The 21445-nt window shown below is 73.9% G+C and carries 22 protein-coding genes; 7 read left to right on the top strand and 15 right to left on the bottom strand.

The features are described from left to right. Positions 1–51 precede the first annotated feature (51 nt). The 4 genes from ACFV6D_RS04405 (at position 52) to mug (ending at position 3682) form a co-directional block, all read left to right on the top strand. The gene (locus ACFV6D_RS04405; protein ID WP_380558364.1) at positions 52–1479 is read left to right on the top strand and encodes an APC family permease; all 1428 of its coding nucleotides are present in this window, start codon (positions 52–54) and stop codon (positions 1477–1479) included. Continuing rightward, complete coding sequence (locus tag ACFV6D_RS04400; RefSeq protein ID WP_063348912.1) at positions 1476–1913, top strand: hypothetical protein; 438 nt, start codon at positions 1476–1478, stop codon at positions 1911–1913. The genes ACFV6D_RS04405 and ACFV6D_RS04400 overlap by 4 nt, the downstream gene beginning before the upstream one ends. 207 nt (positions 1914–2120) lie before the next feature. Further along, a complete protein-coding gene (locus ACFV6D_RS04395; RefSeq protein ID WP_380558313.1) occupies positions 2121–3143 on the top strand; it encodes a phosphatase PAP2 family protein in 1023 nt (340 codons plus the stop codon). Further along, complete coding sequence (mug, locus tag ACFV6D_RS04390; protein ID WP_380558310.1) at positions 3116–3682, top strand: G/U mismatch-specific DNA glycosylase; 567 nt, start codon at positions 3116–3118, stop codon at positions 3680–3682. Before ACFV6D_RS04395 ends, mug begins: the two co-directional genes overlap by 28 nt. Before the next feature lie 64 nt (positions 3683–3746). Here the strand turns inward: mug and ACFV6D_RS04385 are convergent, their stop codons facing one another. Further along, complete coding sequence (locus ACFV6D_RS04385) at positions 3747–4646, bottom strand: sigma-70 family RNA polymerase sigma factor (RefSeq protein WP_380558307.1); 900 nt, start codon at positions 4644–4646, stop codon at positions 3747–3749. Positions 4647–4719: 73 nt separating this feature from the next. Between ACFV6D_RS04385 and ACFV6D_RS04380 the strand changes: the two genes are divergently transcribed. Next, positions 4720–5406 (top strand): FMN-dependent NADH-azoreductase, encoded by a 687-nt coding sequence (locus tag ACFV6D_RS04380; RefSeq protein ID WP_380558304.1) that lies wholly within the window; start codon positions 4720–4722, stop codon positions 5404–5406. Position 5407: 1 nt separating this feature from the next. On the opposite strand, the gene ACFV6D_RS04375 is transcribed toward ACFV6D_RS04380, so the two are convergent. Together ACFV6D_RS04375 and ACFV6D_RS04370 are read right to left on the bottom strand one after the other, a co-directional pair. Further along, complete coding sequence (locus tag ACFV6D_RS04375) at positions 5408–6364, bottom strand: M48 family metalloprotease (RefSeq protein ID WP_063348909.1); 957 nt, start codon at positions 6362–6364, stop codon at positions 5408–5410. 3 nt (positions 6365–6367) lie between these two features. Beyond that, the gene (locus ACFV6D_RS04370; protein ID WP_063348908.1) at positions 6368–6793 is read right to left on the bottom strand and encodes a BlaI/MecI/CopY family transcriptional regulator; all 426 of its coding nucleotides are present in this window, start codon (positions 6791–6793) and stop codon (positions 6368–6370) included. A 225-nt stretch (positions 6794–7018) separates the two neighbouring features. Here ACFV6D_RS04370 and ACFV6D_RS04365 point away from each other — a divergent pair, with 225 nt between their 5' ends. Next, positions 7019–7591, top strand: coding sequence for a hypothetical protein (locus tag ACFV6D_RS04365; protein ID WP_380558301.1), 573 nt, complete (start codon positions 7019–7021; stop codon positions 7589–7591). A gap of 31 nt (positions 7592–7622) precedes the next feature. Here the strand turns inward: ACFV6D_RS04365 and ACFV6D_RS04360 are convergent, their stop codons facing one another. Continuing rightward, positions 7623–8528 (bottom strand): DMT family transporter, encoded by a 906-nt coding sequence (locus ACFV6D_RS04360; protein ID WP_380558298.1) that lies wholly within the window; start codon positions 8526–8528, stop codon positions 7623–7625. On the opposite strand from ACFV6D_RS04360, the gene ACFV6D_RS04355 reads away from it, so the two are divergent. Then, positions 8527–9981, top strand: coding sequence for a PLP-dependent aminotransferase family protein (locus tag ACFV6D_RS04355; protein WP_380558295.1), 1455 nt, complete (start codon positions 8527–8529; stop codon positions 9979–9981). The genes ACFV6D_RS04360 and ACFV6D_RS04355 overlap by 2 nt on opposite strands. 44 nt (positions 9982–10025) lie before the next feature. Here ACFV6D_RS04355 and htpX read toward each other — a convergent pair whose 3' ends face one another. From htpX to ACFV6D_RS04300, 11 genes are all read right to left on the bottom strand, one after another. Continuing rightward, positions 10026–10889, bottom strand: coding sequence for a zinc metalloprotease HtpX (htpX, locus tag ACFV6D_RS04350; RefSeq protein ID WP_350876984.1), 864 nt, complete (start codon positions 10887–10889; stop codon positions 10026–10028). Positions 10890–11049: 160 nt separating this feature from the next. After that, positions 11050–12645 carry an NADH-quinone oxidoreductase subunit N gene (locus ACFV6D_RS04345; RefSeq protein ID WP_380558292.1) on the bottom strand — a complete coding sequence of 532 codons (1596 nt, stop codon included), beginning with the start codon at positions 12643–12645 and terminating at the stop codon, positions 11050–11052. 56 nt (positions 12646–12701) lie between these two features. After that, positions 12702–14258 (bottom strand): NuoM family protein, encoded by a 1557-nt coding sequence (locus ACFV6D_RS04340; protein ID WP_380375437.1) that lies wholly within the window; start codon positions 14256–14258, stop codon positions 12702–12704. A 62-nt stretch (positions 14259–14320) separates the two neighbouring features. Beyond that, a complete protein-coding gene (locus ACFV6D_RS04335) occupies positions 14321–16372 on the bottom strand; it encodes an NADH-quinone oxidoreductase subunit L (protein WP_380558289.1) in 2052 nt (683 codons plus the stop codon). Further along, a complete protein-coding gene (gene nuoK / locus ACFV6D_RS04330) occupies positions 16369–16740 on the bottom strand; it encodes an NADH-quinone oxidoreductase subunit NuoK (protein WP_063348902.1) in 372 nt (123 codons plus the stop codon). The genes ACFV6D_RS04335 and nuoK overlap by 4 nt, the downstream gene beginning before the upstream one ends. Further along, positions 16740–17456 (bottom strand): NADH-quinone oxidoreductase subunit J, encoded by a 717-nt coding sequence (locus ACFV6D_RS04325; RefSeq protein WP_380558286.1) that lies wholly within the window; start codon positions 17454–17456, stop codon positions 16740–16742. Before ACFV6D_RS04325 ends, nuoK begins: the two co-directional genes overlap by 1 nt. Next, positions 17453–18025 carry a NuoI/complex I 23 kDa subunit family protein gene (locus tag ACFV6D_RS04320; protein WP_380344090.1) on the bottom strand — a complete coding sequence of 191 codons (573 nt, stop codon included), beginning with the start codon at positions 18023–18025 and terminating at the stop codon, positions 17453–17455. Before ACFV6D_RS04320 ends, ACFV6D_RS04325 begins: the two co-directional genes overlap by 4 nt. After that, positions 18022–18981, bottom strand: a complete 960-nt coding sequence (gene nuoH, locus ACFV6D_RS04315) for an NADH-quinone oxidoreductase subunit NuoH (RefSeq protein WP_380558283.1) — start codon at positions 18979–18981, stop codon at positions 18022–18024. Before nuoH ends, ACFV6D_RS04320 begins: the two co-directional genes overlap by 4 nt. Beyond that, positions 18978–20228 carry an NADH-quinone oxidoreductase subunit C gene (locus ACFV6D_RS04310; RefSeq protein WP_380558280.1) on the bottom strand — a complete coding sequence of 417 codons (1251 nt, stop codon included), beginning with the start codon at positions 20226–20228 and terminating at the stop codon, positions 18978–18980. Before ACFV6D_RS04310 ends, nuoH begins: the two co-directional genes overlap by 4 nt. Beyond that, a complete protein-coding gene (locus tag ACFV6D_RS04305; protein ID WP_063348898.1) occupies positions 20225–20860 on the bottom strand; it encodes an NADH-quinone oxidoreductase subunit B in 636 nt (211 codons plus the stop codon). Before ACFV6D_RS04305 ends, ACFV6D_RS04310 begins: the two co-directional genes overlap by 4 nt. Next, positions 20851–21267 (bottom strand): NADH-quinone oxidoreductase subunit A, encoded by a 417-nt coding sequence (locus ACFV6D_RS04300; protein WP_063351317.1) that lies wholly within the window; start codon positions 21265–21267, stop codon positions 20851–20853. The genes ACFV6D_RS04305 and ACFV6D_RS04300 overlap by 10 nt, the downstream gene beginning before the upstream one ends. Positions 21268–21445: the final 178 nt, after the last annotated feature.

Raw genomic sequence — 21445 nt, 5'->3', positions numbered from 1 at the left:
ACCCGCGAGCGGACCGGCTCGGTGGCCGCCCGGGTGGTCACCGCCCCCCGGATGTCCTGGCTGACGCTCGCCCTGATGACCACGAGTTCGGTGGCCAGCCTGCGCTCCGCCCCGACCATGGCCGTCTACGGCCTGGCCTGCGTCTTCCTCTACCTCGTCCCGGCGCTGGTGTTCCTGCTGCCGACCGCGCTGGTCTCCGCCGAGCTGGCGTCCGGCTGGGAGGGCGGCGTCTACCGCTGGGTCTCGGAGGGCCTGTCGAAGCCGCTGGGCTTCCTCGCCGTCTGGTGCCAGTTCGCGATGACGATCTTCTACTACCCGTCGCTGCTGGCGTACGTGGCGTCGACGATCGCGTACGTCGTGAACCCGAGGCTGGCCAGCAACGGCCCGTACACCGCCATGGTGATCATGGTGCTGTACTGGACCGGCGTCTGGGTCTCCTCGCGCGGGACGAAGGCCGTGGCCGGCCTGTCCTCGATGGGCCTGGTGATCGGCACGCTGATCCCCGGCACGCTGCTGGTGGTGCTCGGCTTCGTCTTCCTCGGCCAGGGCAACGGCTCCGCCGCGCCGATGGACTCCGCGCACCTGCTGCCGCAGTGGACCGGCCTGGCCAGCCTGGTGCTGATCGTCAACAACTTCCTCAGCTACTCCGGCATGGAGATGAACGCGGTGCACGTCTCCTCGCTGCGCAATCCGGCGCGGGAGTTCCCGCGCTCGATGTTCACCGCGTCCGCGATGGTGCTGCTGATCTTCATCCTGCCGGCACTGGCGATCAGCTGGGTGGTACCGTCCAGCGAGCTGAGCCTGACGGCCGGCGTGATGCAGGCCTTCGACGCCTTCTTCCAGTACTTCGACATCGGCTGGCTCACCCCGGTGATCGCGGTGGCGCTGATCTCGGCCTCGCTCGGCGGCATGCTGACCTGGCTGGCCGGGCCGTCCAAGGGCCTGTTGATGATCTCCCGGCAGGAGGGCTACCTGCCGCCGTTCCTGCAGAAGCTGAACCGGGAGGGCGTCCAGCAGAACCTGCTGGTCGCCCAGGGCGTGGTCACCACGGCGATCGCCCTGCTGTACGCGCTGATCCCGAACGTCTCCAGCGCGTACTGGATCTTCTCGGTGATCACCACGCAGGTGTACCTGATCGTCTACCTGCTGATGTTCACCGCCGCGATCCGGCTGCGCCGCACCCGGCCGGACCACCCGCGCGGCTACCGGGCCCCGGCGCTGGTGCCGATCTGCGTGGTCGGGCTGCTCGCCTCGGCGTGCGCGATGGCGATCGGCTTCGTACCGTCCTCGCAGTTCGGCAGCGGCAGCGTCTGGACGTACATCGGGATCGTCGGCGGCGGTCTGCTGGTCCTCGGCCTGCTGGTCCCGTACCTGTTCCTGCGGCTGCGCAAGCCCGGCTGGCGCTCCCCGGAGGCGGCGGCGGAGCTGGCCGCGCAGGAGTCGGCCGAGCTGCGCGGCGCCGCGGGCGGTGCGGCATGACCACGAGCCTGATGGCCTCCCGGCACCGCTGGATCTACCTCGGGGCGATCGGGCTGCTGGTCGCGATGCTGATCACCGGCCTGCTCTCGTTCACCCGGCTGCACGCCACCGACCAGGCCGACCGCAAGGCCGGACAGCTCGCCCGGGCGCTGGGTTCGGCCGGCTATCCGGTGCCCGCGCGGGACCAGATCGTGCACACCCTGGGCGAGGACGGCGGCGCCGTCTGCGCGAACCCGTCGAACGCGCTGACCCAGGCGCAGTGGACGTCCGGCATGTCCAACGGCGCCGACGGGCCGGGCCAACGGCCGGTGCTGTCCGACCGCGACGCGGTGCGGGCCGAGGCGATCGTGCTCTCGGTGTACTGCCCGGGCAGGCTCGCCGAGATCCAGGACAAGATCGACGACCTCAACTTGCAGGACACCGTCCGCAAGTAGCCCGCCCGGCTTTCGAGGAGGACCCGACCGTGCCTCGACCCTTCACCACCGAGGACTACACCCCGCACGAGCTGGGCTTCGTCTCATGACGGGGCCGTCACCCCGCTGCTCCGCCGTCAGAACGGCGGCCCTGCTGTGCGATTTTCTTACGAGGCAGTCATGGTTCACCCAGCGTCCTCCAAGTTTGCGTTGGTAGTTTCGGTGAGCATGACCAAGCTGCTCAGCCCGGCCCCGCCCACCCCGGCGCGGGCCGGGCGACTGCGACCCCTGACCGCCCGCCCCCGTCGTACCGGCCTGTCGAGACTCCGGCTGCTGGCCTGGCCGGTCTACCTGACCGCGCTCGTCTGGTTCCTGCGCACCCAGGGCATGGCGTTCGCCAACGACGTGGTGTTCCTGTGGCTGATCGGTGCCCTGCTGACGGCGGCCGTGCACAGCGGGCACGGCCGCCGCGGCTTCCTGCTGGTGCTGCGCGACTGGGTGCCGGTGATGGCCGCGGTCTGGACGTACTCGCTGCTGCGCGGCTACGGCGCGCACACCCCGTGGGCCCCGCACTGGCTGCCGCAACTGCGCGCCGACGAGGTGCTCGGCTTCGGCGAGACCTGGACCGTCCGGCTCCAGCACGCGCTGTGGACGCCCGGCTCGCCGCACTGGTACGACTACGCGGCGACCGTCGTCTACCTCTCGCACTTCTTCCTGGTCTTCGTCCTGCTCGCGGTGCTCTGGCGGCGCCGGCACGACCGGTTCCGCCAACTGCTCGCCTGCTACCTGCTGCTCACCTTCGCCGGCTTCGCCACGTACCTGCTCTACCCGGCCGACCCGCCGTGGCTGGTCGCCCAGGAGGGCCACCTGCCGGGGCTCACCCGGGTCGTGTGGGACGTGATCTCCACCAGCGGGCTGCCGCAGGCCAACTCGCTGGTCGAGAACGGCAGCCAGTTCGCCAACGACGTCGCCGCGATGCCCTCGCTGCACTCCGCCTACCCGGCGATGCTGCTGTTCTTCTTCTGGCCGACGGCCCGCCCCTGGCTGCGGGCACTGCTGGTCGCGTATCCGCTCGCGATGGCGTTCACCCTGGTGTACGGCGCCGAGCACTTCATCGTGGACATCTTCGCGGGCTGGGCGTACGCGGCGGCGGTGGTGTTGGGCCTGCGCCGGCTGCGGAACCGGCGTACCCGGCTCATCAGGGAGCGGGCAGACTTGGCCGGGTGCCGAACCAGCCCCTCCCTCCTGTGAAGCCCACCGCCGAACAGCTCCAGGCGGCCAAGGACACCACCATCCCGGACGTCACCGGGCCCGGACTGCGGGTGCTGTTCTGCGGCATCAACCCGGGCCTGTGGTCCGGCGCCACCGGGCACCACTTCGCCCGCCCCGGCAACCGCTTCTGGCCCGCCCTGCACCGCTCCGGCTTCACCGCGCGCCAGTTCCGCCCGGACGAGCAGGGCGAACTGCCCGCGCTCGGCCTGGGCATCACCAACGTCGCCCCGCGCACCACCGCCAAGGCCGACGAACTGACCGCCGAGGAACTGCGCGAGGGCGGCGCCGCGCTCACCGAGCGCGTGCTGCGGCTGCGCCCGCGCGTCCTGGCCGTGCTCGGCATCGGCGCCTACCGGACGGCCTTCGGGCAACGACGGGCCGCGATCGGCCGCCAGCCGGAGGGCATCGGCGACACCGCGGTGTGGGTGCTGCCCAACCCGAGCGGGCTCAACGCGCACTACACGCTGGACGCGCTGGCCGCCGAGTTCCGCCAGCTCCGGGAGGAGCTGGACGGCTGACGGCTGAGGGCTGAGGGCTGACGACTGAGGGCTGACGGCCGCCGGATCCAGTGGCACGACCCGGTCACTCCGGCAGCACGGCCAGCTCCAGGGCGGCCAGCCGCGCCGGGTCGGCGACCACCTCGTAGCCGGCCACCCGGCCGTCCGCCACCGCCACCCGCAGCACCAGCCGCAACCGCCCGCCCGGGGCGATCACGATCCCCGGCACCCCGTCCACCAGCGCCACCGCGCCGAACCGGGCCCGCCGTCCGAACACCGTCGTCTCCCGGGCCACCGTCTCCGCGCCCCGGGCCACCAGGGAACGCCCGGCCGGCAGCGCGGCCGGATCGGCCCGACGCACCACGTCCGGCGCCAGCACCGCCAGCAGCGCGGCCAGGTCCCCGCCCCGGGCGGCGGACAGGAACGCCTCCACCACCCGCCGGTGCCCGGCCAGCCGCTCCGGCGGCAGCGCGGCCGCCCCGCGCACCCGCTGCCGGGCCCGGCTGGCCAGCTTCTTGGCGGCCACCGGGCTCCGGCCGACGATCGGCGCGATCTGCTCGAACGGCACCGCGAAGCCGTCGTGCAGCACGAAGGCGACCCGCTCGGCCGGCCCCAGCCGATCCAGCACGACCAGCAGCGCCCGGCCCACCGAGTCGACCAGCAGCGCCTCCCGCTCCGGATCCGCTCCCTCGGCCCCCGCGCCGGCCGCCGGATCCGGCAGGCCGTCCGGCAGCGCGTCGCCGGCCGGCTCCTCACGGCGCACCGCGCGGGCCCGCAGCACGTCCAGGCAGATCCGCGACACCACCGTGGTCAGCCAGCCCGGCAGGTTGTCCACCTCGTCCGGGCCGGCCCGGTCCAGCCGCAGCCACGCCTCCTGGACGGCCTCCTCCGCCTCCCCCGTCGACCCGAGCATCCGCTGGGCGACCGCCCGCAGCCGCCCCCGCTCGGCCTCGAACCGCGCCGCCAGCACCTCGTCCCGGTCCATCGGTCACCTTTCCTCGGCCCCGCCCGTCACACCGATGACGATCCACCCAGCACCGAAGTGACGGGAGAACGCTGTGACCACCACCACCCTGCTGCACCTGGACTCCAGCATCAGCCTCGGCGACTCGGTCAGCCGCGCGCTGACCGCCCGGTTCGCCGCCGCCTGGCGCGCCCGGCACGGCACCGCCGGCCGGTACGTCTACCGGGACCTCGCCGCCGAACCGGTCGCCGCGATCGGCGCCGGGTACGCCCTGCTCGGCCGCCGCGTCGAACGCAAGGGGACCATCCCGGCCTCCGACATCGCCGCCCTCGCCGAAGGCCCGGACGAGGAACACGAGTGGTCCCTCACCCACCCGCTGATCGACCGGCTGCTCGCCGCCGACACCGTGCTGCTCGGCGTGCCGATGTACAACCTCACCGTCCCGGCCGTGTTCAAGGCCTGGATCGACCGGATCAGCTTCCCCGGCGTCTACACCGACCCGGCCACCGGCGAGAGCCTGCTGCGCCGCACCCGGGTCGTCGTCGCGGCCGCCCGCGGCGGCGGCTACGGCCCCGGCACCCCGCGCGAGGCCTTCGACTTCCAGACCCCGTACCTGCGGGCCTACTTCGCCAGGCTCGGCGTCCCGGCCGAGCACCTGCACATCGTCCCGGCCGAACTCACCCGCGCCGACGACATCCCCGCCCTGGCCGGGCTGCAGCCGCTCGCCGCGAAGTCCCTGGCCGACGCCGAGGCCGCCCTGGACGCGCTCGCCACCGCCTGATCTACAGCGGGGTGACGGCCTTCAGCACCACCAGCAGGGCCACGGCGGCGTTGAGCGCGCACAGCGCCGACGCCGCCGTACCGGCCGCGGCGACCATCGCGGCCAGGCCCGCCCGGGTCTTCGCCGGGGGCCAGTTGCGGGACGTCGGCACCGGGCCCAGCAGTGCGGCGACCCGGCGCGGCACCGGGCCGGGCGCGGGTGCCGGGGCGGCGAAGGCCGCGAAGCCGGGCGCCGGCGCCGCGTGCGACACCAGGGCCGCCCGGGCCACCGCCCGCGCGGTGATCCGGCGGTCCCCCACCTCCTGGGCCGACTCCTCGTCCGCCCAGCGCTCCGCGCTGAACGCCACCGCGTACTGCAGCGGCCGCAGGAACGGATTGACGCAGGCGGCCAGTTGGGTGGTCAGCAGGTACCGGTGGTGGCGGTGGCGCAGGTGTGCCCGCTCGTGCGCGAGCAGCGCCTCCCGCTCGTCCTCGGGCAGCCCGGCCAGCATCCCGGTGGAGACCACCACCCGCCCCGGCGAACCGGGCAGCGCGTACGCGTACGGGCTGCGGTCCGGCAGCACCGCGAGGTCACCGGCCGACTCCGGCCCCGCCGGCAGCCCGGTCAGCGCCCGCCGGGCCCGGGAGCGCACCCGCAGGTGCCGGCCGACCGTCCGGACACAGGCCGCGGCCACCAGGACCAGCAGCCACATCGCGGCCGTCCCGAACGTCTCGTGGTACGGCAGCGCGGCCCGCACCTCCGGGTCGGACCAGCTGTCCGGCAGCGGGTTGCCGGGGATCTGCGCGGTGCCCACCACGCCGATCAGGCCGAGGCAGAGCACACTGCACACCGCCATCACCGCGCTGATCACGGTCATCAACCGGGCCGCACCGCGCGGGTGCAGGTGCTGCTCGGTGAGACGCGCGATCGGCACCGCGGTCAGCGGCAGGATGAGCGGGAGGAAGACGAAGAAGCCCACGGGTCAGCTCTCACGGTCGGCCGCTGCCGGATCGACGGACGCGGCGTCCAGCAGCGCCCGCAGCAGGTCCTCGTCGTGCGGGAGCAACGCGCTCACGAAGCTGGCCAGGACGGCGTCCCGGTCCGCTTCTCCGTCGAGCATCCGGCGCATCCGCAGGGCCGCCAGCCCGGCCGCGTCGGAGGAGGCCTGCCACAGGTAGGAGCGGCCCGAACGGGACCGCGAGACGGCGCTCTTGGCGTGCAGCCGGGACAGGATGGTCATCACGGTGGTGTACGCCAGGTCGCCCTCCAGGCGCTCCTGGACCCACCCCGCGGTGGCCGGGCCGGGCGCCTGCTGGAGCACAGCGAGCACCTGTGCCTCCAACTCGCCCTGGCCGCGCCGTCTGACGGGCGCTTCCGCGGCCGCCGAGGCGTGCCTCTCGTCTGCCATGACGGCCCACTCCCTCCGGATGCCGCGCCCCGTAGCCGACGGGGCACGCGTTCATCCTAACGAGCGCGGGCCCGGCGCGAACCGGTTCGCGCCGGGCTTCCCGCCTCCACCGCCCTCGACGCGTCGCCCGAACGGCCCCGGCCCGGTTGCCCGGCGCCCCGGCCCGGCGGACGGTCGAAGTCCGTACGGTCCGCCCGTAGGCCTGTTCGGCCCCTGGAGGAGTCCATGAGCAGCCCGTCGCCCGACCCCGCGCAGCCGGAGCAGCCCCCGCGCACCGGCCCCGAGCAGCCCGGGCAGCCCCGACGCACCGACCCCGAACAGCCCGGGCAGCCCCGACGCACCGACCCCGAACAGCCCGGGCAGACCTGGCGCACCACCCCCGGCACACCGCAGCCGACGCCGGGCAACGAGTTCCGCGACTGGGCGCCCGGCCTGGTGATGTTCGCCGGTGTGCTGATGCTGATCAACGGCATCATGGAGGCCCTCCGGGGCATCATGGCGGTCTCCAACGACGACCTCTTCGTCCACACCCCCCGCTACGTCTTCCGGTTCGACCTCACCGGCTGGGGCTGGGTCCACATCGTCGTCGGCGTGCTGGTCGCGGTGACCGGCGCGTTCCTGCTCAAGGGCGCCGCCTGGGCCCGCTACGCCGGTATCTTCTTCACCTCGCTGAGTGCCCTCGACAGCTTCCTGGTCCTGCCGTACTTCCCGCTCTGGTCGCTCGTGGTGATCGCACTGGACGTCTTCATCATCTGCGCGCTCTGCGTCTACCGCCCCCAGGAGGGCACCACGCTCTGACGCCCCGGTGGTCCGCGCGCCCGGACCCGTCTCAGGTCCGGACCCGCTGGGTGACCGCGATGCAGACCAGCACCACCACCGCCGTGACGGGTGCGGCCGCCGGCAGGTCCTCGCCCAGCAGCAGCACCGACCAGACCAGCGTCAACAGCGGCTGCGCGAGCTGCAGTTGGCTGGCCCGCGGCACCCCGATCTCCGCCATCCCCCGGTACCAGAGCACGAACCCGCCGAACTGCGACACCGCCGCCGTGTACGCCAGCCCGGTCAGCGCCTTCGCCCCGAGGTGGACCGGCTCGGCGGGCAGCGCGAGGGCCGCGGTCAGCAGCGTCACCGGCAGCGCGGCCACCACCGCCCAGGCGATCACCTGGGCTCCCGGCAGGTCCCGGGAGAGCCGCCCGCCCTCCGCGTACCCGGCCGCGCAGATCGCCACCCCGACGAACAGGAGCAGGTCCGCGACGGTCGGCCGACCGTGGCTCTGCAGCAGGGTGAAGCCGAGGACGGCCGCCGCCCCCGCCACCGCCGCCGCCCAGAACGCCCGGGACGGCCGACGGCCGGTGCGCAGCGCCGCGCACACCGCGGTGGCCAGCGGCAGGACACCGATGACGACGGCCGAGTGGGCCGTCGAGGAGGTCCGCAGGGCGAGCGTGGTCAGCAGCGGGAAGCCCAGCACGCAGCCGCCCGACACCACCAGCAGGGCGGGCCAGTGCCGCCGCTTCGGCAGCGGGGCGCCGACGGCCACCAGGTAGAGCGCGGCCAGCACTCCCGCCAGGGCGCCGCGCAGCCCGGTCGCGGTCCACGGGCCGAAGCCCTCCAGGGCCCACGCGGTGGCGGGGAAGCTGAGGGAGAAGGAGGCCACCCCGAGGGCGGCCAGAGCGGTGCCGGAGGCGGGGCTTCGCGGTGCTACCGCCGACGGGTGGGTAGCGCTATCTTGTGCCGTCATGAACGAGCGTAGCAGTGTGACCGAACTCGCCGACAGGCTGCGGCGGGAGGTCGAGCGCTACCCGGAGGGGCGAAAGCTGCCCTCCAGCCGGGTGCTGGTGGAGCGCCATCAGGTCAGCCCGGTGACGGTCTCCCGGGCCATCGCGGTCCTCGCGGCCGAGGGCCTGGTGGTCTCCCGACCGGGCGCCGGGGTGTTCCGGGCGGCGGCCTTCGCCGGGCGCCCGGCCGGCACCGCCGCGCCCGCCGCCCGTCCCGGCGACCTCTCCTGGCAGGAGGTCGCGCTCAGCGCCGACTCCGACCCCCGCGACCTGCTGGCCGCCCCGGTGTTCGCCACCCTCCGCGTGCCCCCGCCCGACGTCATCGACCTCAACAGCGGCTACCCGCACGCCTCGCTGCTGCCCGAACGCCTGCTGGCCACCGCCCTCGCCCGGGCCGGCCGGCGCCCGGGCGCCTGGAACCGGCCGCCCACCGACGGCCTCACCGAGCTGCGCGGCTGGTTCGCCCGCGACATCGGCGGCACCGGCGGGCCGATCGGCGCCGGGAACGTCCTGATCACCTCCGGCGGGCAGGGCGGGCTCACCGTGGCCATGCGCTCGCTCGCCGCGCCCGGCGCGCCCGTCCTCGTGGAGTCGCCGACCTACTCGGGCATCCTGGCGGTCGTCCGCGCGGCCGGGCTGCGGCCCGTCCCCGTCCCGGTCGACGCCGACGGCGTGCGCACCGACCTGCTGGCCGACGCCTTCGAGGCCACCCGGGCGCGGGTCTTCGTCTGCCAGCCGCTGTTCCAGAACCCGACCGGCGCGGTGCTCTCACCCACCCGGCGCTCCGAGGTGCTGCGGATCGCCCGGGCGGCCGGCGCGTTCGTCGTCGAGGACGACTTCGCCCGCCTGCTCGTCCACGCGGACGCCCCCGCGCTGCCGCGCCCGCTCGCCGCCGACGACCAGGACGGGGTCGTGGTGCACCTGCGGTCGCTGACCAAGGCCGCCTCGCCCAACCTGCGGGTCGGCGCGCTCACCGCGCGCGGCCCGGCCCTGGCCCGGCTCCGGGCCACCCAGGTGGTGGACAGCTTCTTCGTGCCCCGGCCGCTCCAGGAGGCGACGCTGGAACTGGTCGCCGACCCCGGCTGGGCCCGCCACCTGCGCGCCCTCGGGGCGGAACTGCGGACCCGCCGCACCGCCACCGTCGCCGCCCTGCACCGCGAACTCCCCGGCCTGCTCGGCGTCTACCGGCCCGGCGGCTACCACCTGTGGCTGCGGCTCCCGGACGGCGTCGACGACGCCGCCCTCACCGCCGCCGCCCTGCGCGCCGGCGTCCAGGTCACCCCCGGCCGCCCGTACCACGCCGCCGAACCCCCGGCCCCGCACCTGCGCCTCAGCTACGCCGCCGCCGAGAGCTCCGCGCACGCCGTCGAGGGGATCCACCGCCTCCGCCGGGCCTACGAGGACCTGCCGACCTGACCTCCGGCCCCGCGCGGAGCGGGCCTCAGCGCCCGGAGCAGGCCTCAGCGCCCGTAGCCCGCCATCCGCTCCAGCCGGGCGATGCGCTCCGCCATCGGCGGGTGGGTGGAGAAGAGCCGGGCGCCGGCCTCGCCGGGGCGGAACGGGCTGGCGATCATCATGTGGCTGGCGGTCTGGATCTGCGGCTCCGGCGGGAGGGGCAGCCGGCGGGTGCCGGCGTCGAGCTTGCGCAGGGCGCCGGCCAGGGCGAGCGGGTCGCCGGTGATCCGGGCGCCGTCGGCATCGGCCTGGTACTCGCGGGAGCGGCTGACGGCCAGCTGGATGAGCCCGGCCGCCAGCGGGCCGAGGATCATGATGGCGAGCATGCCGAAGAGGCCGGGCCCGTCGTCGTCGTCGCTGCGGCCGAAGGGGATCAGCCAGGCGAAGTTCACCAGGAACATCACCACCGAGGCGAGCGCCCCGGCGACCGAGGAGATCAGGATGTCCCGGTTGTAGACGTGGCTCAGCTCGTGCCCGAGCACGCCCCGCAGCTCGCGTTCGTCCAGCAGCTGCAGGATGCCGTCGGTGCAGCAGACGGCCGCGTTGCGCGGGTTGCGGCCGGTGGCGAAGGCGTTCGGCGCGGGGGTCGGGGAGATGTAGAGGCGCGGCATCGGCTGGCGGGCCGCGGTGGAGAGCTCGCGGACGATCCGGTAGAGCCGCGGCGCCTCGATCTCGCTGACCGGCCGGGCCCGCATGGCCCGCAGCGCGAGCTTGTCACTGTTCCAGTAGGCGTAGGCGTTGGTGCCGAGGGCGACCAGCAGGGCGATCACCAAGCCGGTTCGGCCGAAGAATCCGCCGATCACCAAGATGAGCGCCGAGAGGCCGCCGAGCAGGACGGCAGTCCTCAGTCCGTTGTGCCGGCGGTGCACGTCAGGCCCTCCAATGGTGCGGTGGGGAAGCCCTTTCTGCCTCGTCCCTCTTGCCCGGTCAACGGGTGGGGGCCCGGGCCTTGTTCCCTTGTGACCGGCGTGACACCGCCGCGGCACCCCGCCGGGCCGGACCGCGACGGCCGGCCGGGCGGGTGCGCGCTCAGAACAGGCTTCCGCCGGCGACCTGGAGGACCAGCTGCGGGGCGAAGGAGAGGACCACGGCCACCGAGGCGGTGAGCCCCAGCGTGGCGGTCAGGGTGGCCGGCAGCCGGCCTTCGGCCCCGGCCTCGCCGACCGGTGCGGCGCCCGGTGCGGCGCCCTCCTCGGCACCCGGCGCCGGGGCGAACAGCCGGGTCGTCCAGAGCAGGTAGTAGTACAGCGCGACGACCACGTTGGCGGCCATCACGACGGCCAGCCAGCCCAGCCCGGCGTCGACGGCCGCGCGGAACACCACGACCTTGCCGAACAGGCCGATCACGCCCGGGGGCAGCCCGGCCAGACAGAGCAGGAAGAAGGCGAGCGCGAGGGCCGTCCAGCGGCGCCGGGCGAACAGGCCGCGGAAGTCGTCCACGCTGGTCCCGGCCCGGCGGCCGACCGCCGCGACCACGCCGAACGCGCCGAGGTTCACCACGCCGTAGATCAGCGCGTACGCGGCGGTGGCGCCGAGCGGGTCGACCCCGGTGGGCGCGTAGCCGGCGGCGGCGAGCGGCACCAGCAGGTAGCCGGCCTGGCCGACGGACGACCAGGCGAGCAGCCGCACCGCGCTGTAGCGGGTGTCGAAGCGCTGGCGCAGCGCGCCGACGTTGCCCACCGTCATGGTGACGGCGGCCAGCACGGCGAGCGCCAGGCCCCAGGTGTGCGCGTACGGGCGGAAGGCGATGGTGGTGGCGAGCGCGAGGCCGGACAGGCCGGCCGCCTTGCCGACCACCGAGAGGTAGCCGGCCACCGGCAGCGGGGCGCCGATGTAGGTGTCGGGCACCCAGAAGTGGAACGGGACGGCGGCGACCTTGAAGGCGAACCCGACCAGGGTCAGCACGGCGCCCGCCTCGGCCAGCGGCTTGAGCTGCCCGGGGGCGTGTTCCAGGCCCTGGGCGACGGCGCCGAGGTGCAGGCTGCCGCTGGCCGCGTAGACGAAGCCGACGCCGAGCAGCATCACGGCCGTGGCGGTGACGGAGGAGACGAAGAACTTGAGCGCGGCCTCGGCGCCCCGGCCGTCCCGGCGCAGCGCGACCAGGGCGAAGGCGGGCAGCGAGGCGACCTCCAGCGCGATCACCATGGTGGCGAGGTCGCGGGAGGCGGGCAGCAGCGCGGCGCCGGTGGCGCTGGAGAGCAGCAGGAACCAGTACTCGCCGCCGGGCAGCTTCTCCTCCTCGACGGTGTGCGCGGAGAGCAGGGCGGCGATCAGCGCGCCGCCGAGGGCGAGCAGCTGGAACACCAGGGCGAAGTGGTCGGCGACGTACGAGCAGCCTCCCGCGGCGGAGACGCTGGTCGCTGGAGTGTCAGACCCCCCTGCTACGTTCTGCACACAGAAGGTCGCCCGGGGTGATCCCCCGGTGAGGGGGAGGAGTGCGATGAGGGCGAGGGCAAGTCCGGCCGCGGCGAGGCGGCCGAGCCACTTCCGGTGCCGCTCGGGCAGGAACAGGTCGGTGAGCAGGACGGCGAGGGCGGCCACCGCGGCGATCAGCGGGGGCGCGATCGCCACCCAGTCCACGGACTGGATCAGGCTGCCCGGGTTGGCTACGGCGAGGGAGGTCACAGTGTGCTGCCCCGTGGAGTGAGGTCCGAGTGCGGCGATCTGGGCTCCGAGCACGGTCAGCCACCCCCGAGGAGGTGCTTGACGGCGGGGTCGGAGAGGCCGAGCAGGAGCGCGGGCCAGAGGCCGGCGAGCAGGGTGAGGGCGGCCAGCGGCGTCCAGCTGACGGCCTCGTACGGGCGCAGGTCGGCGACCTGGTCCACCGGGGCGGGCTGTTGGGGGTCGCCCATGCAGACGCGCTTGACCACGATCAGCAGGTAGGCGGCGGTGAGGAGGGTGCCGAGACCGGCCAGGACCATGTAGGTGACGAACGCGGGGCGCGACAGGCCGTCGGCCGGGTCGAACGCGCCGAACATGGCGAGCAGCTCGCCCCAGAAGCCGGCCAGGCCGGGCAGACCGAGGCTGGCCACGGCGGCGAAGGCGAGCAGCGCGCCGATCCGCGGGGCGCGGCCGTACAGGGCGGCGCCGGTGGCACCGGAGAGGGTGTCGAGGTCCGCCGTGCCGTAGCGGTCCTTGAGGGCGCCGACGAGGAAGAACAGCAGACCGGTGATCAGACCGTGGGCGATGTTGGCGAACAGCGCGCCGTTGACGCCCACCGGAGTGAGGGAGGCGATGCCCAGCAGCACGAAGCCCATGTGGCCGACGGAGGAGTACGCGATCAGGCGCTTGAGGTCGCCCTTGGCGCCGGGGCGGGCCAGCGCCAGACAGGCCAGTGATCCGTAGACGATGCCGACGGCGGCGAACGCGCCCAGGTAGGGGGCGAGCGTCGCGGTGCCGTCGGGCACGACCGGGAGGAGGACGCGGACCAGACCGTACGTGCCCATCTTCAGCAGCACGCCGGCGAGCAGCACCGAGCCGACCGTCGGGGCGGCGGTGTGCGCGTCCGGGAGCCAGCTGTGCAGCGGCCAGGCAGGGGCCTTGACCGCGAGCCCGACCATGATCGCCAGGGCGGCGATCACCTGGGTGGTGTGGCTCAGGCCGTTGCCGTGCGCGGCAGCCAGGGCCTGCATGTCGAAGGTGCCGGCCTTGCTGCCGATCAGCAGGAAGCCGAGCAGCATCACGGCCGAGCCGAGCAGCGTGTACAGGATGAACCGGTTGGCGGCCGGGGCCTTCGCCCCGCTCCCCCAGCGGGCGATCAGGAAGTACATCGGGATCAGCACGATCTCGAAGGCCAGGAAGAAGAGCAGGAGGTCCAGCACCGCGAAGGTGGCGAGCATGCCGACTTCGAGGAGGAGGAACAGCCCGACGAAGGCCTTCGCCGACGGCACGCCGTCCCCGCCCGGCAGCCGCTTCTCCGAGTACAGCGCGCAGAGGAAGGTGAGCAGTGCGGTCAGCACGATCAGCGGCAGCGAGATGCCGTCCACGCCGAGGTGGAGGCGCACGTTGAGGGCCGGGATCCAGGACACGTCGGTGGTGGCCTGCATCCGGGCGGGCTCGTCGTGGTCGAAACCGGCCGCCAGGGCGACGGTGAGCAGCAGCACCGCGCCGGTGACGACGCTGTTCAGCCGCAGCGCCCGCCGGTCGGCGGCGGCCGGCTCCCGGCCGAACACCGGCGCCAGGGTGAGCGCGGCGCCGAGCAGCGGCAGCACCAGGAGGGCGATGAGGACTGCGTTCATCGGGGGCTCCTACAAGCGGCGGTCGGAATCGGGAGAACCGGGGAGAGGGGGTACGGCATCCGCTACACCGCCACCAGGACGGCCAGCAGGACGACGCCGGCGAGCAGCGCGCTGAGGTAGGTCTGCGCGTTGCCGGTCTGCGCGAGCCGGACGGCCCGGCCGAGCAGGTTGGCGCCGGCCCCGCTGCCACGCACGTAGGTCTCGACGACCTCGCGGTCGAGGAAGCGGACCAGCCGGGCGGCGGCGGTCACCGGGCGGACGAACAGCGCGTGGTACAGCCGGTCGACGCCGAAGCCGTGCCGGGCCGGGCCGAACAGCGGGCCGAGCAGGGTGCGCCCGGGGTCGGCGACGATCACCTCGGCGATCGGAGCTCCGGCCTGCTCGGGCACCCGGCCGGCGTCGGCCGGGGCCGGGCGGCCGGTGGCCAGCCGCGCGGTCGCCGAGCGCCAGGCGCCGTACGCCGCGAGCACGCCGACCACGGCGAGCCCGGTGCCGATGACGGCGGTGACGGCCGAGGGGCGCAGCGAGCCGCCGTCCAGCAGCGCGGGCAGCCAGTCCGAGCGCAGGCCGGCGACGCCGAAGCCCATGGTCGGGATCGCCAGCACCCAGAGCGGCCAGCGCATCGCGGGCGGCTCGGCGGTGGCCGGGTCGGCCTCGTCGAGCTCGGGCGAGTACGGCGCGTCCGCCTCGTGCCCGGCCGCAGACGCCACGGCCTGCGGCACTGCGGCCTGCGACGCCCCGGCAGCCTGCGGGCTGTGGAAGCTGACCAGGAAGAGCCGGGTCGCGTACGCGGCGGTGAGCAGCGCGGTGAGTCCGGCGGAGATCAGTACGATCCACCCGGCGGCCTCCGGCACGGCCGAGGCCGGGCCGAGCCCGTTGGTGAGCGCCTCGCCGTTGGCGGCGTGCTCGGCGGCGGTCAGCACCGCCTCCTTGCTGAAGAAGCCGGAGAACGGCGGCAGCCCGACCAGGGCGACGAGCGCGATGCCCATCGTCCAGTAGGCGTCCGGGACGCGCTTGCGCAGCCCGGGGATCCGGGACATCGCAGAGATCGAGTTGGTGTGCGCGGCGTGGATCACCACGCCGGCGGCCAGGAACAGCAGCGCCTTGAAGGCGCCGTGGCTGACCAGGTGGAAGACGGAGGCCTCGCGGTCGCCGGTGGCCAGCGCCCCGGCCATGTAGCCGAGCTGGCCGACGGTGGAGTAGGCGAGCACCCGTTTGAGGTCGTCCTGGGCGAGCGCACAGAACGCCGAGCCGATCATCGTCACGGCGGCCATCACGGCCAGCACGACCAGCGCCGCGCCCGACAGCAGGAACACCGGCAGCAGCCGGGCGACCAGGTAGATGCCGGCCGCGACCATGGTGGCGGCGTGGATCAGCGCGGAGACCGGCGTCGGGCCGGCCATGGCGTCCGGGAGCCAGGTGTGCAGCGGGAACTGCGCGCTCTTGCCGGCCACCCCGGCGAGCAGCAGCAGGGCGATCAGCGTCGGGTGGCCGAGCCGCCCGTCGGTCGCGGCGGCCAGCACGTCGGGGATCCGGAAGCTGCCGGCGTCCGCGCCGAGCAGGAAGATCCCGAACAGGAACGGCACGTCGCCGAGCTTGGTGACCAGGAAGGCCTTCAGCGAGGCCGAGCGGGCGTCCTCGGTCTCCCAGTGGTGGCCGATCAGGAAGTACGAGCAGATGCCCATGACCTCCCAGCCGACCAGCAGCACGATCAGGTCGCCCGAGTAGACCACCAGGAACATCGCCGCGGTGAACAACGAGACCAGCGCGGCGTACGACGGGTAGCGCGGGTCCTTCCTGAGGTACGCGGTCGAGTAGACCTGCACGCAGGTGGCGACCAGGCCGACCAGCACGGAGATCAGCGAGCTGAAGCCGTCCAGGTGGAGGGCGAGCGCGATGTCCGGGCCGCCGGTCGGAGTGAGCCGGGTGGCGGCGTCCAGCGCCTGGCCGGTGCCGAGCTGGAGGGCGACGACCAGGGCGAGCACGGCCGAGACGGCGACCGGCACGATGGCCAGCGGCCGGGCCAGGCCGGGCGCCTTCTTGCCAACGGCCAGGGTCGCGGCGGCCCCGAGTGCGGGCAGCGCGGGGACGAGGGCGGGCAGGGCGAGGTTCATGCGGCGGCCTGGCCCTTCAGCGCCTCGGCTCCGGCCGGCGTCTCCTCGGCGAGCGGCTCCGCCGGATCGCCGAGCGCGGTGGCCCGGTCGATGTCCGCGGTGCCCCGGGCCCGGAACAGCAGCAGGACGATGGCGAGCCCCAGCCCGATCTCGGCGGCGGCGACGGTGATGGTGAACAGGGTGAGCGCCTGGCCGGCGTGCAGCGAGTCGCGCAGCCAGGTGTCGAAGGCGACCAGGTTGAGGTTGACGGCGTTGAGCATCAGCTCGACGGACATCAGGACCAGGACGGCGTTGCGCCGGGCGAGCACGCCGTACACGCCGATGCTGAACAGCAGCGCGGCGAGGACGACGGGGTAGGCGAGGTGCATCAGCTCTCCTCCGACGCGGACGGCGCGGACGGCGCGGCCTCAGGGGCCGCCGGGTTCTCCGGCGCCGGCCGGGGCACGGTGGCGGCGACGGTCCCGTTCGAGCCCACCGGCCGGCCGGCCCGCAGCCGGCCCGCCCGGGGCGGCGGCACCCGCCGCGTCGACCCGCGCGACAGCACGATCGCGCCGACCAGCGCCGCCAGCAGCAGCACGGAGAGGGCCTCGAAGGGCAGCACCCAGTGGCGGAACAGGCTCGCCCCGGTGACGGCGGCCGAGCCGCCCCCCGCGCCGAGGTCGATCCAGGAGGTCCGGAAGGCGTCGACGACCAGCGTCACCAGCGTCCCGGCCGAGGCGAGCGCCACGACCAGGGCCACCCAGCGGTTCTTGGAGTCGGCGTCCGGCGAGCGCCCGATCGGCGCCTTGGTGAGCATCAGCCCGAACAGCACCAGGACGATCACCGAGCCGAGGTAGATCAGCACCTGCACCCAGGCGATGAACTCGGCGGTGAGCAGCAGGAACTCCACCGCCAGCCCGCCCAGCGCGACCACCAGCCAGAGCGCGGCGTGCACCAGTTGCTTGGTGCTGACGGCGACCACGGCCGAGCCGAGCACGGCGATGCCGACCAGCAGGAAGACGATCTCCACCCCGGTCGGGGACAGGAACGAACGGGCGGCCGGCTCCAGCGAGCCGGTCGCCGCGAGCAGGGTGGCGGCGCTCACTGGGCCTCCCCCTCATCCGAGGCCGCCGAGGCAGCCGCTGCGGCCGCTGCGGCGGCGGCCAGCTTGTCCGCCGTCTTGCGCGCGGTGGTGATCTCCTTGGGCTCCTCGGCCGCCGGGTCCAGCGCCGGCGGCGCCGGGACGGTCCACATCCACTCGCGGAGCTTGTCCCGCTCGTGGGTCAGCTCCAGGATGTCGGTCTCGGCGTACTCGAACTCGGGCGACCAGAACAGCGCGTCGAAGGGGCACACCTCGATGCAGATCCCGCAGTACATGCAGAGCGAGAAGTCGATGGCGAACCGGTCCAGCACGTTGCGGGTGCGGGCCCGCGCGTTCGGCTCGGCGGCCGGCAGCGTCTCCTTGTGGGAGTCGATGTAGATGCACCAGTCCGGGCACTCGCGCGCGCAGAGCATGCACACCGTGCAGTTCTCCTCCAGCAGCGCGATGACGCCGCGCGAACGCGGCGGCAGCACCGGCTGCACGTCGGGGTACTGCGCGGTGACGGTCTTCTTCGTCATCGTCCGCAGGGTCACGGCCAGGCCCTTGGCCAGGCCGGCACCGGGAAAACTCATGAGATCGCCACCTTGATGACGCCGGTCAGGGCCAGCTGGACGAGGGCGAGCGGGATCAGCACGGTCCACGCGAAGCGCATCAGCTGGTCCTCGCGCAGACGCGGGTAGGTGACCCGCAGCCAGATGACCACGAAGGCCAGCGCGAAGGTCTTCAGGATCATCCAGAGCCAGCCGAGCTGGTCCGCCAGCGGGCCGTGCCAGCCGCCCAGGAAGAGCACCGCGGTCAGCGCCGACACCACCAGGATGCCCGCGTACTCGGACAGCAGGAACAGCGCGAAGCGCAGGCCCGTGTACTCGGTGTACGCGCCGAAGATGATCTCCGAGTCGGCGACCGGCATGTCGAACGGCGGGCGCTGGAGCTCGGCCAGGCCGGCCGTGAAGAACACGAACGCGCCGATGAGCTGCCAGGGCAGCCAGTACCACTCCCAGGCGTCCACGATCCCGGGCAGCGAGAGCGTGCCGGCGGCCATCGCCACCGAGGCCGCCGCCAGCACCATCGGCAGCTCGTACGACATCAGCTGCGCGGCCGTGCGCAGGCCGCCGAGCAGCGAGAACTTGTTCGCCGAGGCCCAGCCGGCCATCAGCTTGCCGATCACGCCGACGCCCATCACGGCCAGCACGAAGAACAGGCCGGCGTCGATCGCCTGGCCGACGAAGCCGTTCGGGCCGACCGGGATCGCCAGCAGCACGAAGAGGTACGGCAGCAGCGAGACGGCGGGCGCCAGCTGGAAGATCCGGCGGTCCGCCCCGGCCGGGACGATGTCCTCCTTCTGCGCGAACTTCACGCCGTCCGCGACGAGCTGCGCCCAGCCGTGGAAGCCGCCCGCGTACATCGGGCCGAGTCGGCCCTGCATGTGCGCCATGACCTTGTGCTCGGTCTGGCCGATGACCAGCGGGAAGGTGAGGAAGACGACCAGGGTGGCGACGCAGCGCAGCACCGTGTCGAGCAGGTTCACGCGCCGTCTCCGTCCTGGCCGGCCGGTCCGGCCGTCGTCTCGTCCTGCTCACCCGCGGGCGCGGCGGGCTTCGCCGGCTCGACGGGCGACTGCTCCTCGGCAGGCTCCTCCGCAGGCTTCTCCACAGGCTTCGCGGGCTCGGCCGGTGCCTTCGCCTCGGCGGGCTTCGCGGGCTCGTCGTGCGCGGGCACCGGGTTGTGCCAGGGCGCGTCCGAGGACCGGGTCCGCGGCGACGCCGAGCCCTCGGCCTTCGGCTCGGCAGGCGCAGCGGCCTCGGCAGCCTCGGCGGGCGCCGCCTCCGCAGCCTGACTGACCGATCCGTCGGACACCGACCTGACCCGACGCGGCCGGTCCGCCCGCACCACGGGCGCCGCCTCGCCAGCAGCCGAAGCAGCGGCCGAACCAGCGGTCGGAGCAGCAGCCTCGCCAGCAGCCGAAGCAGCGTCCGGAGCAACGGCACCAGCAGCCTCGGCTCCCGCCTGACTCGCCGACCCCTCCGCCACCGTCCTGGTCCGCCGAGGCCGGTCCGCCCGCACCGCCGCCGCGCCCTCGGCACCGGCAGCAGCACCGGCCCCAGCAGCGCCAGCAGCACCGGCCCCAGCACCAGCAGCCCGGGGCGTCCGCCCGGCCGCGCCCGCCGCCCGCGCACCACGCGCGGGCCGCTCGGCGACCGGCGGCAGGGTGCCCTTCAGCGGCCCCCACTCGTTCGGGTCCGGCACCCCGGCCGGCTGCATCTTGCGCCGGGCGGGCCCGTCGCCGTGGTCCGACTCGCCCGGCTCCTTGGCTCCCGGCCAGGCCTTGGCGACCCGGGCCGCGAGCACGAACTCCTTGCGCAGCGGGTACCCCTCGAAGCCGTCCGGCAGCAGCAGGGTGGCGAGGTAGGGGTGTCCGGGGAAGTCGATGCCGAACATCTCGTGGGTCTCACGCTCGTGCCAGGCGGCGCCCGCGTAGACCGGTACGGCGGTGGGCAGCGCGGCCTTGTCCCGCGGCACCCGGGTGCGCAGCGCCAGGTGGCGCAGCACGCCCGGGGCGTCGGCGGAGGCGAGGTGGGCGACCACGGAGAAGCCCTCGGCCAGTTCGTCGACGGCGCTCAGCCAGTCGAAGTAGCCCAGGCCGAGCGTGTCGCGGGCGTTGGTGAGCGCCTCGATCCAGTGCTCGGCGGGGACGTCGACGGTGACCAGCCCGTAAGCCTCGGCGCCGGTCGCCCACTCCCCGACCGACGCCGCGTACTGCTCGGCGGAAGTCATGAGGCCCCTCCCTCGGTCGAAGGCCCCGTCACCAGCGGGCGGCGCAGCGCCGCCGCGGGCGCGGCGTAGCGGTCGGGCAGCGACTCGGCGGCGATCTTCTCCTGGAGCTTGAGGATGCCCTGGAGCAGCGCCTCGGGCCGGGGCGGGCAGCCGGGCACGTAGACGTCGACCGGGATGATCTGGTCCACGCCCTTGGTCACCGAGTAGGAGTCCCAGTACGGGCCGCCGGAGTTGGAGCAGGCGCCGAAGGAGATGACGTACTTCGGCTCGGGCATCTGCTCGTAGAGGCGCTTGACGGCGGGCGCCATCTTGTCGGTCACCGTCCCCGAGACGATCATCAGGTCGGCCTGACGGGGTCCGGGCGCGAACGGAATGACACCCATCCGGATGAAGTCGTGTTTGGCCATGGACGCGGCGATGAACTCGATCGCGCAGCAGGCCAGGCCGAAGTTGAAGCACCAGAGGCTGTAGCGGCGGCCCCAGTTGAGCACGACCTTGACCGGGTCGGGCGCGAGCCGGGCCAGCGGGCCGATGCCACGGCGCTCGACGGCGCCGGGGCGCGACGGGTCCGGGAGGCCGAGTGGGACCGGCCCGCCCTGGGCGCCGTGCGAGTGGGTGTGCGTCACGTCCATTCCAGAACGCCCTTCTTCCAGGCGTAGAGCAGGCCGACCGCGAGGAAGCCGATGAAGAGGAACATCTCGATCAGCGTTCCGGCGCCGTACCCGGCGGTGGCGAAGACCGTCGCCCACGGGAACAGGTAGATCGCGTCGACCGCGAAGATCACGTACAGGAAGGCGTACACGTAGTAGCGGATCTGGGTGTGCGCCCAGTCCTCGCCCACCGGGTCCACCCCGCACTCGTAGGCGAGGAGTTTCTCGGGCGAGTACACCACCGGCCGCAGCAGGCGGTTGGCCGTGAACGCCGCGGCGACGAAGAGCACCCCGACGACGGCCAGCAGGCCCATCGCGGCGTACGCGTCGAAGTAGCCGCCGCCGACCGCCGGGTCGGCCGCGACGGCAGCCGCATGCTGCCCCTCCATGCCTTCGCCCTCCACCTCGGCCGTGAACAACCCCTCAAGGCAGTTCTACGACGTTTCCTCGCACGGTCATAACCATGGCCAATGCGTGAGTCTAAGGGGACGGCTCCGCTCCGCCCGAACCCTGCCCGCTCCGCAAGACGTCCGGTGGACACTCCCGCGAGCACCGGGCAGTGGCCCG

Source organism: Kitasatospora sp. NPDC059812 (assembly GCF_042732075.1).
GTDB lineage: Bacteria > Actinomycetota > Actinomycetes > Streptomycetales > Streptomycetaceae > Kitasatospora.
Note: the sequence above shows the minus strand (reverse complement) of the source record. Positions and strands in the feature narration are given on the sequence as shown.